The sequence below is a fragment of the Subtercola frigoramans genome (genome assembly GCF_016907385.1).
Taxonomy (GTDB): domain Bacteria; phylum Actinomycetota; class Actinomycetes; order Actinomycetales; family Microbacteriaceae; genus Subtercola; species Subtercola frigoramans.
On sequence record NZ_JAFBBU010000001.1, the window covers coordinates 328411 to 345316 of the forward strand.

At 65.2% G+C, this 16906-nt stretch carries 13 protein-coding genes and 1 pseudogene; 3 read left to right on the forward strand and 11 right to left on the reverse strand.

Translation table 11 applies throughout. From position 1 onward, the window contains the following. Positions 1-26: 26 nt before the first annotated feature. The gene (locus JOE66_RS01610; RefSeq protein WP_205106410.1) at positions 27-1109 is read right to left on the reverse strand and encodes an SDR family oxidoreductase; all 1083 of its coding nucleotides are present in this window, start codon (positions 1107-1109) and stop codon (positions 27-29) included. A gap of 190 nt (positions 1110-1299) precedes the next feature. On the opposite strand from JOE66_RS01610, the gene JOE66_RS01615 reads away from it, so the two are divergent. After that, a complete protein-coding gene (locus JOE66_RS01615) occupies positions 1300-1938 on the forward strand; it encodes a helix-turn-helix domain-containing protein (RefSeq protein ID WP_307826999.1) in 639 nt (212 codons plus the stop codon). Positions 1939-2081: 143 nt separating this feature from the next. Here JOE66_RS01615 and JOE66_RS01620 read toward each other — a convergent pair whose 3' ends face one another. Further along, entirely contained in the window at positions 2082-3614 is a 1533-nt protein-coding gene (locus JOE66_RS01620; protein ID WP_307827273.1) for an alpha-L-fucosidase, read from the reverse strand. A 306-nt stretch (positions 3615-3920) separates the two neighbouring features. On the opposite strand from JOE66_RS01620, the gene JOE66_RS01625 reads away from it, so the two are divergent. After that, on the forward strand, positions 3921-5399 hold the full coding sequence (locus JOE66_RS01625) for an MFS transporter (protein ID WP_205106412.1): 1479 nt from the start codon (positions 3921-3923) through the stop codon (positions 5397-5399). Between the two features lie 49 nt (positions 5400-5448). On the opposite strand, the gene JOE66_RS01630 is transcribed toward JOE66_RS01625, so the two are convergent. The 9 genes and pseudogenes from JOE66_RS01630 to JOE66_RS01670 form a co-directional block, all read right to left on the reverse strand. Next, positions 5449-6666 (reverse strand): toxic anion resistance protein, encoded by a 1218-nt coding sequence (locus JOE66_RS01630; protein WP_307827000.1) that lies wholly within the window; start codon positions 6664-6666, stop codon positions 5449-5451. A 125-nt stretch (positions 6667-6791) separates the two neighbouring features. Further along, the gene (locus tag JOE66_RS01635) at positions 6792-7601 is read right to left on the reverse strand and encodes a hypothetical protein (RefSeq protein ID WP_205106413.1); all 810 of its coding nucleotides are present in this window, start codon (positions 7599-7601) and stop codon (positions 6792-6794) included. A gap of 43 nt (positions 7602-7644) precedes the next feature. Further along, positions 7645-9372, reverse strand: coding sequence for a glucose-6-phosphate isomerase (pgi, locus tag JOE66_RS01640; protein ID WP_205106414.1), 1728 nt, complete (start codon positions 9370-9372; stop codon positions 7645-7647). A gap of 146 nt (positions 9373-9518) precedes the next feature. Continuing rightward, positions 9519-10835, reverse strand: a complete 1317-nt coding sequence (locus JOE66_RS01645; protein WP_205106415.1) for an NtaA/DmoA family FMN-dependent monooxygenase — start codon at positions 10833-10835, stop codon at positions 9519-9521. A 103-nt stretch (positions 10836-10938) separates the two neighbouring features. Further along, complete coding sequence (locus JOE66_RS01650) at positions 10939-11880, reverse strand: NAD(P)-dependent oxidoreductase (RefSeq protein ID WP_205106416.1); 942 nt, start codon at positions 11878-11880, stop codon at positions 10939-10941. Then, positions 11880-13157 carry an allantoate amidohydrolase gene (locus JOE66_RS01655; protein ID WP_239518186.1) on the reverse strand — a complete coding sequence of 426 codons (1278 nt, stop codon included), beginning with the start codon at positions 13155-13157 and terminating at the stop codon, positions 11880-11882. Before JOE66_RS01655 ends, JOE66_RS01650 begins: the two co-directional genes overlap by 1 nt. A gap of 51 nt (positions 13158-13208) precedes the next feature. Beyond that, positions 13209-13962, reverse strand: a pseudogene (locus JOE66_RS01660) (amino acid ABC transporter ATP-binding protein). Between the two features lie 44 nt (positions 13963-14006). Continuing rightward, the gene (locus JOE66_RS01665; RefSeq protein WP_205106417.1) at positions 14007-14864 is read right to left on the reverse strand and encodes an amino acid ABC transporter permease; all 858 of its coding nucleotides are present in this window, start codon (positions 14862-14864) and stop codon (positions 14007-14009) included. A 43-nt stretch (positions 14865-14907) separates the two neighbouring features. Then, complete coding sequence (locus JOE66_RS01670) at positions 14908-15777, reverse strand: transporter substrate-binding domain-containing protein (protein WP_205106418.1); 870 nt, start codon at positions 15775-15777, stop codon at positions 14908-14910. A gap of 197 nt (positions 15778-15974) precedes the next feature. Between JOE66_RS01670 and JOE66_RS01675 the strand changes: the two genes are divergently transcribed. Next, complete coding sequence (locus JOE66_RS01675; protein ID WP_205106419.1) at positions 15975-16892, forward strand: LysR substrate-binding domain-containing protein; 918 nt, start codon at positions 15975-15977, stop codon at positions 16890-16892. The last annotated feature ends 14 nt before the right edge of the window (positions 16893-16906 follow it).

A 16906-nucleotide genomic window follows, 5' to 3' on the forward strand; every position in this document is an offset into this window, starting at 1 on the left:
CTTCGTCATGCTCTGGAGGGTGTGGGTCAGGGCAGGATGCGCGCAGCCCGGTAGCGCTCGAGCTTGTCGACGAAGCTGTCTGGGGTGACGCGAAAATTCAGGAACCCGGCCGTGCGGCTCTTACCCATGTCGGTGAGGCATTCGATGTTGCGCCCGAGGTCGCCGTCGCTGTGCCACCACGAGGCGAGTTTCGTGAGGTCTGGTTCGACGAGGTCGTACTTCGCTGCGATGACCTTCCAGGAGTCTTCCATGCCCGCCATCTGAACGGTCAGGGGCCGGGGGGCGCTCTCGAAGCCCGCCCACTCGACGCCGAAGATGCGGGCGAGGCGGGGCCAGAGCCAGCGCCAGCGGAACACGTCACCGTTCGCGATGTTGAACGCCTCGTTCTCGCCCTCGGCGTGGGTGCTGGCCCAGATGAGCTGCTCGCCCAGCAGATCGGCGTCGGTGACGTCGGTCACTCCGTTCCACTGCGTCTCGGAACCGGGGAAGGTGAAGACGAGGCCGAGCTCCTTGCAGATGGTGGCGTACACCGAGAGCGTGAGCACCATGTTCATCGCATTGCCGACGGCGTAACCGAACACGGTGTGGGCGCGGTGCACGCTCCAGGTGAAGCCGTTTTTCTCCGCCGAAGCGAACAATTCGTCTTCCTGGGCGTAGTAGAAGTTCGGGGAGTCGAGGCGAGGTTCGTCTTCGTGGAACGGCGTGTCGGCCATCACGCCGGTTGCGTAGTTGTCGAACGGCCCGAGGTAGTGTTTCAGCCCGGTCAGCAGGGCGACATGGCGCACCGAGTTCTCGGGCTCGAGTGCCGCGAGCACGTTGCGCACCATGGCGCTGTTGACCCGGATGTTCTCGGCCTCCGTCGCGTTGCGCATCCAGGCCGTGATGAAGACGATCTCAGGCCGGGTGCCGGCGAGGGCGGTGGTGAGTGCGTCGGGGTCGAGCAGATCGGCCGCGATGGGGGTGACCCCCGGAACGGCGAGGGCGCCGCTTCTGGAGAGGCCGAAGGTCTGCCAGCCGAGGTCGGCGAGCTGGCGGCCGGCCGTCTGGCCGATGATTCCGGTGGCGCCCACGATGAGTGCGCGCCCCGGGGTGGTGTCGGATTGTGCCATGTTGTCATACCCCTGTGTATGTCGAAGTGTTTGGTATTACTTAACACTACGACATACCGGCCCCCAATCTGTGTATATTTATGGAACCGCGGCTTCGGGGCGGTTGCGGGGCGTATAGAAGCACTGCACGGAACAACGACCACAGCACTCGGCACGAGCGAACACCGGAACACAGAGGGGCAGGTCGGGCGTGGACAATCTGGGCTCCCGACTGCGTGACCTGAGACTCTCGACGGGTATGTCACTTCGTGAACTCGCCCGGCAGGCGAATGTGTCGGCGTCGTTCATCTCACAGATCGAGAATGACAAGTCGCAACCCTCGGTGGCGACGTTGTATGTGCTGGCCCAATTGCTGAACGTCTCGGTCGACGAATTCTTCGGCACAGAGAACGGCGCCTCGATCGCGGAGTCCCGGCCGGCCGAGTCGTCGTTCGTCGCATCGGGGGCCGACCCCACCACGGCATGGCGCCCGTCGGAATACGCCAATCGCATCTCGGTCGAGCATCCATCGCATCGGCCGCACCTCGACATGGCCGCCGGCGTGGTGTGGGAGCGTCTGGCGGCGACCCCCGAGAAGGCCGTCAACTTCATGAAGGTCACCTATGCGCCGGGAGCCTCGTCGAGTGACGCGGGCAGCGTGCAGCAGCACGAGGGCTACGAGTACGGGTACGTGCTGGCTGGCGAGGTCGAGATCACCATCGGCGGGGAGATCTTCGTTCTTCGCGAGGGGGAGTCGCTCGGGTTCGATTCACGAATCGCCCACACTCTTCGCAATGTGGGCACGGAATACTTCGAGGGAATCTGGTTCGTGCACGGGCACAGCCACTGAGCCACAGCTGTGGCCGGCTCGCCGTAACAGCTGTCTCTACACGCTCAGTGGAAGGCTCCAGACCTCCGCCAGAGAGACCGTGCGGGTCGGTGTACGGCAGGGCAATACATCATATGAATGAGCTCGGAAGTGCGAGCCTGCGGCTAGCCGTGGAGGAAGTCGGTGCGCGGGCGCGGAGGCTCGGGTTCGAGGAACAGCTTGATGACAGGCCCACATGGCAGCGGGTGGCGGTCGGGCAGTACGACGTCGAGCGATCCGGTGCTCCGGGACCACTCGACGGGTGCCTTCGTGCCAAGCACGGTGACCTCCTGGATGGGCCGGTTCAACAGGCTCAGTCCCGAACCGAACGACCTTATCCGCGCCACGCCGTCACCCGGCTCGGTGAGCAGGGTGGCATACACGTAGTCACCCGTCACATCAGACCGAGTCGTGAAACGCATGTCTTCCGAGGTGTATTCGGGGGAGGCGGCATCCACGAAAGACCCCACCACGAGCTCGGTGGGCCCCTCGGCAGGGATGGTCCACGGCCGGGTTCCGTAGATCGCTTCGCCGTTGCGAGCCAGCCACTGGCCGACCCCCTCCAGCAGCGCCTGTTCCTCGGCAGCGATCGTTCCATCTGGTTTGGGGCCGACGTTGAGCATGAGGTTCCCGTTCTTCGAGACGGTATCGATCAGCTCGGCGATGAGATCGTCGACGTTCTTGTAGTCATGGTCTTCGACCCAGCTCCAGGATGACCGTGAGACCGACGTGTCGTTCTGCCACGCTTCTGGGCGAATACCGCCCATGGAGCCACGCTCGATGTCGTAGACCGCGCTGCCCTCAGCGAAGGCCTTCCATTTGTAGTTGATCACGACGCCGCGACCCCACTCGGCCGCGCGGTTGTAGTAGTAGGCAGCGAGCATGCGCACGTACGGTTCGAATGCCGGCGTCTCTATCCACCAGTCGAAGTAGAGGATCTGGGGCCGGTAGAGGTCGATGACCTCCAGGCAGCGCAGCAGCCAGTCTTCGAGAAAACGTTCGTTGGGTGCGGTCTCCTCCCGCTGGGCGGGGCCGTAGAAGTCGAGGTAGGCCGGTTCGAGTACGTCGGACTCGAACCGGGAGCCTCCATTCATGAAGAACCAGTGTTCGGCCCGATGCGTCGATGCTCCGAACACCATCCACGCTTGCCCGACAGCCGATCCGAGGTCGCCGAAGACGTCTCGTTCGGGGCCCATCTGAGCTGCGCTCCACCGGGAACGGCCGGTGTCGTACATCGCGAAGCCGTCATGGTGCTCAGCGACCGGTACGACGAACTGTGCACCCGCCCGGCGGAAGAGGGCTGCCCACTCATCGGGCCTGAAGTTCTCCATCGTGAAGCTGGGAATGAAGTCCTTGTAGCCGAAGTCGCGCTGGGCCCCGTAGGTCTCGATGTGGTGCTGGAATTCCGCAGAGCCCTCCAGGTACATGTTGCGGGAATACCACTCGTTCGCGAATGCCGGAACGGAGAAGACCCCCCAGTGGAGGAAGATGCCGAACTTCGCATCCCGGTACCACAATGGCGTCTCGTATGACCTGAGCGATTCCCAGGAGTCGTGGAACGGACCTCGAGCGATGACCTCCTCCACGGCGGCGAGAGCCTCGCTGTTGTCGGAGACATCGACCACAGGGGGCAGTGAGGCGGGGTCAGGCGGTGCCACTTCGTTCAAGATGCTTGCCTTTCGGGGCTCGGTTTGGGGCAGGGTAACGCGTGCGGATGGCCGATGCGCTGAGCGCGGCCCAGTCTATACATCAGATCAATTCGCAGTAAAGCATCAGTGAGTGGGTGATGATGCCGCAGTTTCGTTCCGACTGCACCGGCTGCATCGGCCCGAGGTCGACCATCTGCTGGTACGCTTGTCTACCTGACCAGCCACGTTGGCTCGTGTGGTCCCAGCGCACCCCGTGCCTGAGATCCGAGGCTTGAAACCTCCGGCATCCGTAAAAAGAACCCGGAGGTTTTTTTCATGTCTTCATCCGCGCACTCGACCACGCTGTCGAGTTCCTCGCAGCCCCAGGCGAACCCCAACCGGTGGCGGGCCCTGTTCGTTCTCTCGCTCACGCAACTCGTGGTCGTTCTCGACGGCACCATCGTCAACATCGCCCTGCCCCAGGCCCAGCTCGATCTCGGCCTGACCGACACCGAACGCCAGTGGGTCGTCACCGCCTACGCTCTGGCCTTCGGCTCGCTGCTGCTGCTCGGTGGCCGCATCGCCGACTACTGGGGCAGGCGTCGCACCTTCATGGTGGGGATGATCGGCTTCGGTGCGGCGTCAGTGCTCGGTGGCCTCACCCAGAGCGGTACCGAACTCATCATTGCCCGAGGTCTTCAGGGCGCATTCGCGGCCATGCTCGCCCCGGCGGCACTGGCTCTGCTGACCGTGACCTTCACGCACGGCAAGGAGCGCAACACCGCCTTCGCCGTCTTCGGCACTGTCGCCGGTGCGGGCGCAGCAGTCGGCCTCGTGCTGGGCGGCGTGCTCACCGAGTTCGCAAGCTGGCGCTGGTGCCTCCTGGTGAACGTCTTCTTCGTGATCGTCGGGCTCGTCGGCGCTCTGCTGTTCATCGCCGAGAGCAAGGCAGAGGGCGACAATCGGTACGACATCCTCGGGGCGATCACCGTCACCCTCGGTCTCGGTTCGCTGGTGTACGGCTTCAGCCTCGCCGAGACGGGGTGGGGTACGCCCCAGACCATCGGGTTCCTGGCTGCCGGAGTGGGCCTGCTCGTGCTCTTCGTGGTTGTCGAGTCGAAGGTTGCGCAACCCTTGTTGCCCCTGCGGGTCGTGGTGAACCGTGTTCGCGGTGGCGCCTTTCTCATGCAGGCCATCGCCGGCAGCGTCATGATCGGAGCGATGCTGTACCTGACTTTCCACCTACAGATCGTGCTGGGACTGTCGCCCCTCGCTGCAGGCTTGGCGACTCTGCCGCTGCCGATCGCGATCACCGGCGTCGCGCCGCTGGCGACCAGGCTGCTGGCCTCGATCGGCCCGCGGCCCCTCATGATCGTCGGCCCGATCATCGTGGCGGCCGGCCTCTTCTACCTGAGCTTCATCACCGCAGACGGTAACTATTTCGCCCAGGTGCTGCCGGGAATGGTGCTGATGGGAATGGGGATGGCGCTCATCTTCATCCCCCTTCAGAACGTCGCCCTGAGCGGCATCGCACCGCACGAAGCCGGTGCAGCCTCGGCGACCGTGAACGCGGCGATGCAGATCGGCGGGTCGCTCGGGCTCTCCATCTTCACCGCGATCTATGTCTCCACGAGCGAGAACGCGGCGATCACGACGCCGGGCCTGCCCTCGCTCACGGCCGGCTACTCCGCCATCTTCGTGGCCTCAGCGATCGCGATGCTGGTCGCCGCTGTCATCGCGGCCGTCTTCATCCGTGGGGCGAAGTCCGAGTTGATGCCGAGCAGTGGGTCTGACTCCGTCATTCACCTGGGCTGACACCCGCGGTCGTGCGTCGCCCCGTCGCCCTGGCCGCGGTGACGACGATTCAACCGTGCTCGGTGCCCGCGCGGGAGCGGTCGAGGTAGCTGCGCGAACGGGCCACCTGGCCCTCGAGTGCGGTGATGGTGACCGCCATGTTCGTGACGGCCGCTGCGCGGTAGCCGTCGATGGCATCCATCGTGGCGAAGACGTTGTCGAAGGCGCGCTGGAGAGTCTCCACGTTCACGCCGGACGAAGCTGCCTGCTCGTGGATCATCACGGTCTGCTGCTTCAGCGCCTCGCTGGTTCGCTCGATCATCGAGTTGGTCGTGTCGTTCAGGGCCGTGACCTGGTCGAGAACCAGTCTCTGGTTCGCCAATGCCTGGGCGACGATGACAGCCGTGCGGAGAGCGGCGACGGTCGTGGTGCGCGCACGTTCGACTCCCTTGACCAGTTCGAGGTTGTTCTTTCGGATCATGTCGAGCGCGAGGTAGCCCTGAACCGAGACGGCGATCTGCGTGGTCAGGTCTTGCCAGCGTTGCCGGATGGGAAAGAGCGCGTCGGAGACGAGGGCATCAGCGAGTCGGGGGTCGGTGGGGCGAACCTCGGCGGCCCGTGCCGAGACGGCATCGTCGAGCGCGGCAGCCAGAGCTGCGTATTCACCGAGCTTGCCCATCGTCACCCAGAGGTTCGCACGTTCCTGTTCGATGGCCGCGTTGTCTTTCAGCAGTTCGTCCTGCCCTGAAACGAGAGCTTCGATGATGGCGTCGAGCTGTTTCTGGGCCGACTGGTACCGGGCGAAGTACTGGGTGAACTTGCTGCCGCCCGGCAGGCGGCTGAAGAGCCGCTTCGCGCCGGTGAGGTCGGCGCGCGCCGGGTCGAGCTGGGTGATGGTCGCCCGCAGATCGTTGAGGGTGAGGGCAACGGCGACTTGCGGGTCACCTGCCGGGCCCCTGCCGCGGGCGGCGGCGAGTGACGAGGCGGGTCGGGTGAGCATCCGGTTCGACGTCTCTGCGCTCTCGCGGATCTCGCGCTCGCCCATACGGATGATGTCACCCACCTTGGCCTCGAACTCAGGGCTCCCGGGGGTGAGTTCGGCGAGGCCGGCGACGAAGGACTGGGCCGTCTCACCGAGCTTCGTGCGACTGTCGGAGGCGAGCGGCACCATTCCGACGGCCTGTTCGGTCGTGACCTCGGCGACGGCGTCGGGCGGGGTGAGCACAACCGGAGTGGGCGGTTGGGGCTCTGGAGAGGCCGGGGGCGGGGTCAGATCGAGCTCAGACACGGTTCTCCCTTCGTGCGCGCGTCGCACGTGTGTTCCTCAGCGTAGAACGAACTTCTGCAGATTGACCGTAGGTACGCACCCGAATGAGCGCAGGGCGGGGGTTCTGGCCCTACGCCCGCCCTTCGTCAGGCCAGGTCGCCGAACTTGTAGGTGAGGAATCGGCCATTCACCAGCAGTACGTCGGCATCGCCGCGAAGGGCGGCGTCGTGCATCTGGGAGGCCGCCTGCTCGAGCATCGCCAGCTGGGAGGCCAGTGCGCTCTGCGGTGTGGCGCCGTCGGCGTAGACATGCGTTCGAGCCCAGTCAGCAGGCAGGGCGAGGTAGGCCTGCAGCGTTTCAGGCAGGTAGACCGTTGCCGTACGTTCGGCGTTCGTCTTCAGCTCGTACCCCGCGACCACTCGCGGCAGGGTGTCAAGGAGCAACTCGACGATACGATCGAGCGTCTGGGACGCCTCTGGCGGAACCAGCCCGCGCACTTTGAAGGGAAGGGTGCGCAGGTCGGGGAGCATGTTCTCTCGACTGACGCCGAGCGCCGGTCCCGAGACGGAGATACCGAGCAATCGCAGTGCATCTGCCGGCCCCGAGGACGCGTCTGTGGCGACCCCGGCGAGAACCGCCACCCGCCCTGCAAAGGCCTGCAGCCACTCGCCGAGAGTCTGGATGCGGCGTGAGACCACGACGCCGTGCACGACGCGGCGCGTCTCCGCGGTGTAGCTCGGCCCTGTGCGTGTGAGCTCCATGATGTACCCGCGAGTGGCGAGGCTGATCGACGTGATCGACCCGCTGCGGAGCGCAAGTCGGTCAGCGAACGACCTGCTCCGCACGACCGTCAGCGCTGACTGGGCGGTCTCGCGGGAGACCACGCTCTCGACAGCCTCGACGAGGCCGCCCAGGAACGCCTGCGGATCGTCGAGTGCGAGAACGTGCCCTGACATGAGGAGAGTTTAGCGCTGGCGGTCGCTGGTGGCTGGGGAGAGACTAGCCCCGCAGTTCGAGGTACTTCTCGATCAGGGACTTCGTTGACGAATCCTGCGACCCGAGTGCCGCTGCATCGCCACCGACGGCCGGCGTGACCTGGAGCGCGAGCTGCTTGCCGAGCTCGACGCCCCACTGGTCGAACGAATCGATGCCCCAGATGGTGCCTTCGGTGAACACGATGTGCTCGTACAGGGCGATCAGCTGACCGACCACGCTCGGCGTGAGGGCCGGGGCCAGGATGCTCGTGGTGGGCTTGTTTCCGGTGAAGACGCGTGCAGGCACGACCGACTCAGCGGTGCCCTCTGCGCGAACCTCGTCAGCGGTCTTGCCGAACGCCAGAGCCTTCGTCTGGGCGAAGAAGTTGGCCATGAAGAGGTCGTGCACATCCTGCCCTGGCTTCACCGCATTGCCGTCACCGGTCTCGTCCTTCAAGGGGTGGGCGGGGTTCGCGATCGCGATGAAGTCGGCCGGGATCAGCCGGGTGCCCTGGTGGATGAGCTGGTAGAACGCGTGCTGGCCGTTGGTGCCGGGCTCGCCCCAGAAGATCTCGCCGGTGTCGGTTGTCACAGGCGAGCCGTCCCACGTGACGCTCTTGCCGTTCGACTCCATCGTCAGCTGCTGCAGGTACGCCGGGAACCGGTGCAGGTACTGCACGTACGGCAGCACCGCGTGGCTCTGCGCCTTGAGGAAGTTCGTGTACCAGACGTTCAGCAGCCCCATCAGCACCGGCACGTTCTCGGCAAGAGGCGCGGTGCGCATGTGCTCATCGATCGCGTGGAAGCCGGCGAGGAATTCCCGCCAGTTGTCGGGCCCGACGGCGACGACGACGGCCGTGCCGATGGCCGAGTCGACCGAGTACCGGCCCCCCACCCAGTCCCAGAAGCCGAAGGCGTTCTGCGGGTCGATACCGAAGGCGGCGACCTTGTCGAGAGCGGTCGACACGGCGACGAAGTGTTTCGCCACAGCGTTCGAGCGGTCATCCTCACTGCCTGAGATGGCGCCTGATTCGGTGAGCGCGTTCCACAGCCACTGGCGGGCCAGACGCGCGTTCGTCAGCGTCTCGAGCGTGCCGAAGGTCTTCGACGCCACGATGAACAGTGTCGTCTCGGGGTCGAGGCCGGCGGTCTTCTCGAAGATGTCGCTCGGGTCGATGTTCGACACAAAACGGCACTGGATGCCCGCCTGAACGTAGGGCTTCAGAGCCTCGTACACCATGACCGGCCCGAGATCCGAGCCGCCGATGCCGATGTTCACGATGGTTTCGATGCGCTTGCCGGTGACCCCGGTCCAGGCTCCCGATCGCACGTCGTCGGCGAAGGCGTAGACCTTGTCGAGGGTGGCGTGCACGGCGGCATCGATGTCTTCGCCGTCGACCACGAACCCCTTCGGGGGCACGAGGCCCGCGCCGTCTTTCGGCCGACGGAGTGCGGTGTGCAGCACTGCGCGGTCTTCGGTCACGTTGATGTGCTCGCCGGCGATCATCGCCTCGTAGCGGCTGGCCACGCCGGTGTCTTCGGCAAGCTGCAGCAGTTCGCCCAGGATCTCCTCGGTGAGGAACGACTTCGACAGGTCGACGGTGAGGTCGGCTGCCTGGAAGGTGTAGCGGGATGCCCGCGACGGGTCAGCGGCGAACCACGCCCTCAAGTCGGGCGAGAACCCGTCAGCGATAGCAGCGAGGTTCGCCCAGGCAGCGGTCGAGGTGGAGTCGACGGGAGTGGATTCGGTCACAGTGCTTCTCCTGAACGCCGGTAGGGTGAGTGCCCAGCTGATTCCGCACACCGCGGAACGGGCCTCTTCAACACTATTACCTCGGCACCGGCGTCAGGTCACTTCATGACTGCTCATCATGCCTCGGTGCGCGGTGGCCGCGAGGTTCAGGGGCGTCCGAGGCCGAGGTTTTCCCTCAGGGTCGCGTGCGCGTACTCGGTCTTGACGAGACCGCGCTCCTGCAGGAGGGGGATCACCCGGTCGACGAAGTACGTGACGTCGTCGGGGATGATCGAGAAGGGGAGCATGAAGCCGTCTGCGGCACCTGCCTCTATCCACTTCTCCATGTAGTCGGCCGCCTGCTCGGGGGTGCCGATGAACTCGACCACCGAACGGTTGAACTTCAGTGCCACTTCGCGAAGTGTCAGGCCGCTCGTGATCAGACGGACGATCTCGGCGAAGTACACCTGGTGGTTGTTCGAGCTGGCAGGAATGCGGTCAAGTGGCACGGGCTCGTCGAGGGGCAGGTCGAACAGGTCGGTTTCGAGGTCGGTGTTCAAGGCCATCACCCGCGACTTGATCGGCACGAGCGCCTGGCGTTCGGCATACATGCGGTGGGCATCCTCTTCGGTGTCGGCGATGGTGGCGCTGAAGCCCGAGATCACTTTCAGGCTGTCGCGCTCGCGCCCGAACTTCGCCAGACGACCCTTCAGGTCGTTGTAGAAGGCCTGCGCGGACTCGATCGTCGTGCCCGTGCCGAAGACGATGTCGGCCGTCTCTGCGGCGAACTCCTTACCGGCTTCTGAGGCACCGGCCTGGATGATGATGGGGTGACCCTGGGGTGGGCGGGCGATGTTCAGGCCGCCGCGCACCGAGAAGTGGTTGCCGCTGAAGACGACCTCGGTGAAGTCCTCAGTCTTGAAGCTGCGGCCGCTCTCCTTGTCCCAGATGAAGGCATCGTCGGTGTAGGTGTCCCAGTAGGCACGCACGACGGCGAGGCTCTCTGCTGCCATTTCGTAGCGCTGGTCGTGGGGTGCGAGGCGGTCCTGCCCGAAGTTTCGGGCGGCGTAGTCATTGGCCGAGGTCACGACGTTCCAGGCCGCGCGACCTCCCGAGATGTGGTCGAGAGAAGCGAACTGCCGGGCGATGTTGTAGGGCTCGAAGAAGCTCGAGGAGACGGTGGCGCCGAGGCCGATCCTGGTGGTGCCCATGGCGACCGCCGCGAGAACGGTGAGGGGTTCGAGCGAGTTCATGAACATGGGCGCCGACGACCACTGCTCGAGGTTGTCGGTGCGCGTGGCCGGGGTGTCTGCGATGAAGAAGAGATCGAACATCCCCTCTTCGAGCTTCTGGGCCATCTGGGTGTAGTGCGTTATCGAGGTGGCGTTGGCCGGGGTTGTGTTCGGGTGGCGCCAGGCCGATTTCGCGTCGTTCCCATTCGGCTGGAACAGTGCGCTCAGCACCATCTGTTTCTTGTCGGTCACGCGACGCGCCTTTCGCTCGGTTCGGGGTGGTTCCATCCAATCGACTGGGGTCGATTGGATGTGGCAGACGGTGCAGGGAGCGTCTGAAATCTGGGACTTCGCATCAGTACTCGCCGGCAACGACATTGAGCAGCGGCTCACCCTGCACGAAGCGTGTGATCTGGTCCGCGACAAGCTTCTGTGCTCGAGGGGTGGAAGCGTGCGAGGTGCCGCCGATGTGCGGCGTCAGCAGGATGCCCGGGGTCTTCCACAGGGCGTGGCCCGCCGGGAGGGGCTCCGGCGAGGTCACGTCGAGCGCGGCGATGATGCGCCCCGCGGAACAGGCGGCAACGAGGGCATCGGTGTCGACGATCTCGCCGCGCGCGACGTTCACGAGCAGGGCGCCGGGCTTCATGAGTCCGATCGTCTTCTCGTCGAACAGCGTGGCCGAATCCGGGGTCAGGGGGAGCGCGAGGATCACGACGTCGGCACGCGGCAGCAGTGTCGGCAACTCTGAGGCCGCGTGCACCCCCGGCCGCGCCGCGCGCCCCACCATGACGGTCTCGGCCTCGAACACTTCGATGCGCTTCTTGATGGCGAAACCGATGGAGCCGGAACCCACGACGACGACCCGCGAACCGGCCAGCGAGGCATGCCACTTGCGGTCACTCACCTCGCGGTCCTGTTCGCGCACGTACGTCGGAAGGTCACGAAGGGCAGCAAGCGTGAGACTGAGAGCGAGCTCCGACACCGAGGTGTCATGGATGCCCCGCCCGCTGCAGAGCGTCACCGAACCCGGTACGAGCCCCCGAAGTCGCTCGACGCCGGCGAACTGCACTTGCAGCACCTCGAGCGACGTCATCTGTTGTACGAGATCGAAGAGCGCGAAGTTGAACCCGTAGGGGGCGGCGAAGAATCGGACACGCTCGATCCCCTCCGGAGCCAGGGGGGTGACCCCGACCGGAGCGTCGAGATCGACGCGCTGAACATCTGCGCGCTCGAGGATCCCTGGCGGCAAACCAATTCCGTCGACCGGGAACGGCACCCAGATGAGCGGGTCGGTCATCACGAGGGGTCGGCGGCCAGGTCGCGCAGCACCTCGGCGAGTGCGGCGGCACCGGCGCGGCAGTCGTCGTCTGTGGCCGTCTCGAACGGCGAATGCGACACTCCGCTGGGATTGCGGGTGAAGAGCATGGCAGTGGGTAGTTCATCGGCCAGGATCCCCGCGTCGTGGCCGGCGCCGGTGGAAAGCACGGGTGGTGTCGTGTGGGCCGTCGACAGCGTGGTGACCAGACGCTCGCGAAGGGCGACGTCGAAGGCGACCGGGCTGATGTAGGACTCCTCGACCACGTCGAGCTCGCAGTTCTGCTCGGCCGCTGCCTGCCTGCAGGCCGCCAGGACCTCGTCGAGAAGTGCCTTGGTCGATTCGTCGGTCGACCCGCGCACGTCGAGCCAGGTGTCGACCCGGGAGGCGATCACGTTCGTGCCGCCGGGTACGGGAACCAGGCGCCCGATGGTCGCGCGGGCATCATTGCCGTCTGCGGGGTGGTCGTGCTGCGTCGCGATGCGCTGGGTGGCGAGAACCGCGGCAGACATGGCTGCTACGGGGTCACGCCGGTCGAGCATCCGGGTGGCCCCCGCGTGGTTGCCCTCACCGGAGAAGACCAGCTTCCACCGGCCGTGGGCCAAAATCGACGATGCGACCGCGACCGGGGCGTCGAGGTCGACGAGGCCACGCCCCTGCTCGACGTGCAGTTCGACGAACGCCGCTAGGGTGGCGAGCCTCGCGTCGTCGCGGCCGAGCCCCGACGGAGCGATACCGTCGGCTAGGCAGGCTTCTGCATAGGTGATCCCTGCGGGGTCGGCGAGGTGAGCAGCGGCGCTCGCGGGCAGTACCCCGGTCATGAGTTTCGACCCGAGGCAGGCGACGCCGAACCGCGAGCCCTCCTCTTCTGCGAACACCGCGATGGTGATGGGCCGTGAGGGGGCGAAACCCTCGATCATGAGCTGTGACACGGCCGCGAGAGCCGAGGTGACACCCAGCGGCCCGTCGTAGGCCCCGCCTCCGGGCACCGAGTCGAGATGCGAACCGACAGCGATCGTGTTCGGGCCCCGGGTACCCCAGTGTGCCCAGATGTTGCCGTTGCGGTCGGTCTCCACCTCGAGGCCCAGCTGCTCGGCGATGCCACGGAACCAGGCACGCAGAGCGAGTTCGGCTTCGGTGTACACATGGCGGGAGTAGCCGCCTCGAACCGTATCGCGCCCGATGTCTTCGATCTCCCGCAGGAGGTCGATCACGTCGAGTGGTCGTTGCTCGCCGATCATCCGCTCGGATGCCGTCATGGTGCTGCTTTCACTTCGTGGGTGCGTTCGTGGGTGGAGGAACCGAGCAGCTCAGAGAACCTTCGAGAGAAAGGACTTCGTGCGTTCGTTCTGCGGGTTCGCGAGCATCTCTGCCGGGTTGCCCGACTCGACGAGTACCCCATCGCTCATGAAGTGCAGCGAGTCGGCGACTTCGCGGGCGAACCCCATCTCGTGCGTCACGACCACCATGGTCATGCCGCTCTCGGCGAGGTCTTTCATCACGCGGAGCACTTCGCCGACCAGCTCGGGGTCGAGCGAGGAGGTGGGTTCGTCGAAGAGAACGACTTCGGGTTTCATGGCCAGGGCTCGCGCGATGGCGACCCGCTGCTGCTGGCCGCCGGAGAGCTCGGAGGGGTAGTGGTCTCTGCGATCCCCGAGGCCCACTTGTTCGAGCAGGTCGCCGGCATGGAGGGCGGCTGCCTTCCTCGACATCCTGAGCACCTGCACGGGGCCCTCCATGACGTTCTCCAACGCGGTCTTGTGGCCGAAGAGGTTGAAGTGCTGGAAGACCATGCCGACGTTGCGCCGTGCCCGGGCGATCTCCCGCGGGTGCTGCTCGTGCAGGGTGTTGCCACGGCGGCGGGTGTACCCGATCTCTGAGCCGGCCACCCACATGTCACCGCGCTGGAACCGCTCGAGGTGATTGATGCAGCGCAGGAACGTGGACTTTCCCGAACCAGACGGGCCGATGATGCACGCCACCTCGCCGCGCTTGGTCGAGCGAGACCCCCTTGAGTACCTCGACGCTGCCGAAGGACTTGTGGATCTCGACGGCGCGAACCATGACGTCGGCTGGAGGAGCAAACGGGTTTTCGAAGAGCTGTTCAGTCATCGCCTCTTGAACCCCCTTCCGTAGTAGCGCTCGATGTAGTGCTGGCCGATGGAGAGGATCGTGGTGATCAGCAGGTACCAGAAACTCGCCACGAGCAGCAGCGGGATGGTGTTGAACTCGCTTGAATAGATGGCCCTGGTCGTGTTCATCAGCTCGCCGTACCCGATGACAAGGGCGATCGAGGTGAGTTTGAACATTCCGATGAAGGCGTTGCCGAGCGGCGGAATGATGATGCGCAGCGCCTGGGGGAGGATGATGCGGCGCATCGCCTTCACCGGGCTCATGCCGATCGCGTAGGCGGCCTCGGTCTGGCCCTTCGGCACCGACATCAGACCGGAGCGCACGATCTCACTCGTGTACGCGGCGTCGTTGAGGCCGAAACCGATGAGGGCGGCGAGAAACGGGGTCGCGAAGACATCGTTCGTGTCGACGCTGAAGTCACCCCAGCCTATCCGGGGAAGAACGGCTGCAGAGAAGTAGGTGAAGATCAGGATGACCGGCAGCGGTATTCCCCGAAAGAACCAGGCGTACAGGAACGCAAAGCCGGAGATGACCTTGTTCTCGCTCAACCGCATGACGGCAAGGAGGGTACCCAGCGTCAGCGAGATGATCTCGGCCAGCACGGCGAGGATGACGGTGTTCCTCACGCCGCCGAGAATCGCGTCGTCGAAGAGGTAGGTGCGGAAGTCCTCCCAACCGAAACCCTGGTTGGTGACGGCCCACTGCACGATGGCCACCGCGAGGGCGAGAATCAGAACGACCGTGACCCAGCGCCCGGGGTGCCGCCGAGGGATCACCCGGGGCGGTTCTGCTGCGTCCACCCAGGGTGGGCGCAGGGACGTGGTCTGAGTCACGGTCGGTCCTCTCCTTGCAGGTTCGGTGCTGTGTCAACCAGTGTTACTTGGTCTGGAGGACGATGTCGGACTCCGTGAGGGCAGCCGACTCCTGGCCGTACTTGGCCAGGATCTGTGCGTAGGTGCCATCGGCGATGACTGCCTTGAACGCTGTGACCAGTTTGTCTCCCAGCTCCGTGTTCGTCTTCGTCATTCCGATGCCGAAGTTCACGAAGGAGTAGGGCTCGGCTACGACGTACTTGCCGCTGCTCTTGTCTGCAAGACCCTGGGCAACCTGCTGGGTGAGCAGTTCGGCCTTGACCTTACCCGTCTGAAGCGCAAGGTCCTGTCCGGCCTGGTCGTCGAAGACGGTGGCCTGGATGGGGTTGTCCTTGCAGGCTCCGGCGTACGAGCTGCCATCGTTGTCTTTGGTGCCGTTGGCAACCTCGACGTCGGTGGCGGACTTGGTGCCGCTTCCGACTGCCGTCGGAACGCCGCACAGGTCGGTGAGGGTCGCGTAGGTGGCCTTGTCAGCGGCGTCGATGAGCATGGTGTAGCCGGTCTTGGCATCGGGGATGAAGTTGAGTGCCTTCAGGCGCTCGCCGTAGATGCCGAGCCCTGACACGGCCAGGTCGTACTTGCCGGCCTGGGTTCCGGTGATGATTCCGGTGAAGTCGACGTTCTGGATGTCCATCGTGTAGCCGGCCTTGGCACCGATGGCGGCGAGGAGCTCGGGCTCGATGCCCTTCGTGGTGTCGGTGCCGTCGCCGACCTGCCAGGGCTCGTAGGGCCACGACATGCCGACCGTGAGGGTTGTGGGTGCTGTGCTGCTGCTTGACGCTGTCGACGTGCCTGAACTGCTGCAGGCGGTGAGGAGGCTCGCCACTGCGACGAGCGAAACGGCCGTGACAGCGACCGAATGACGGATGGGCATGCGTGGTCCTCTCGGGAAGGGCCCTGGGGCGATCGCATCCAGGGTATTGATCGATGTTCGCAGCACCGCACGACCGAATTCCATCGACGGGAGCACAGACAATCCGAATTTATGGACACGAAACATGGTCGATACATTCGGGACTCCCAGAGCCCCTGATCGCCATCCCTCCGCGACACCGTGCGATACTCGGGTGGGTGACGCATCGTCTCGAAATCACCCTCGCACAACTGCGTTATTTCGTGGCGGCGGCCGAGCATCTCTCGATGACTGCCGCCGCTGAAGAGAAGTTCGTCGCCCAATCGGCCGTCTCGTCTGCGATAGCCCAGCTCGAGGCGCGGGCGGGTGCACAACTCTTCATCCGCCGGCGTGCGAAGGGCCTCGCCCTCACTCCGGCCGGCCGCCGACTGCTCGACGATGTGCGCACCCTGCTCACCGGACTCGATGCGGCGATCGACGCAGCGAGAGACACCGACGGTGAACCACGCGGCACGGTGCGGATCGGCTTCTTCGTCACGATCGCACCATTCGTGCTCCCCGAGGTGCTTTCACGGTCGAAGGTGCGATTCCCCGAATTGCTCGTCGAGGTCGAGGAGATGGATGCGCAGTCTGCCGCACAGGCGCTGCGCGAAGGGCGGGTCGAGCTTGCGCTCGGGTACGACTTCGGCATCGGTGACGACCTGGTGCGAGAGGTTGTCGAGGCGACGCCGCCGTACGTACTGCTGGCTGCCGATCATCCACTCGCCCAGCGAGAGAGCATCGGCCTCCGCGAACTGGGCCGCGAGAAGCTGGTGCTGCTCGATCTGCCCCATTCCCGGGAATACTTCCTCGCACTACTGGGCTCGGTCGGGTTCGAGCCCGAGATCCGTCACCGTACACCGAGCTTCGAGACCGTGCGCGCGATGGTCGCGCACGGCCACGGCTTCTCGATTCTGAACCAGCAGCCGGCGCACGCCCTCGCGTACGACGGTGGCGTGGTCGCGGCGGTGCAGATCAGTGACCCGGTCGAACCATTGCCGATCGTCATCACCACCATGCAGGGCACGAGACAGTCGGCGCGGGCGGCAGCGATTGCGGGGATCATCCGGGAGGTCTTCGCTGATCGTCAGCGCTGAACCTCCGGGTATTG

What these genes read in the sequence shown, in the direction of transcription:
- JOE66_RS01610 (WP_205106410.1), bottom strand. Translation starts at nt 1,109, where the DNA reads ATGGCACAATCCGACACCACCCCGGGGCGCGCACTCATCGTGGGCGCC.
- JOE66_RS01625 (WP_205106412.1), top strand. Translation starts at nt 3,921, where the DNA reads ATGTCTTCATCCGCGCACTCGACCACGCTGTCGAGTTCCTCGCAGCCC.
- JOE66_RS01635 (WP_205106413.1), bottom strand. Translation starts at nt 7,601, where the DNA reads ATGTCAGGGCACGTTCTCGCACTCGACGATCCGCAGGCGTTCCTGGGC.
- JOE66_RS01650 (WP_205106416.1), bottom strand. Translation starts at nt 11,880, where the DNA reads ATGACCGACCCGCTCATCTGGGTGCCGTTCCCGGTCGACGGAATTGGT.
- JOE66_RS01655 (WP_239518186.1), bottom strand. Translation starts at nt 13,157, where the DNA reads ATGACGGCATCCGAGCGGATGATCGGCGAGCAACGACCACTCGACGTG.
- JOE66_RS01670 (WP_205106418.1), bottom strand. Translation starts at nt 15,777, where the DNA reads ATGCCCATCCGTCATTCGGTCGCTGTCACGGCCGTTTCGCTCGTCGCA.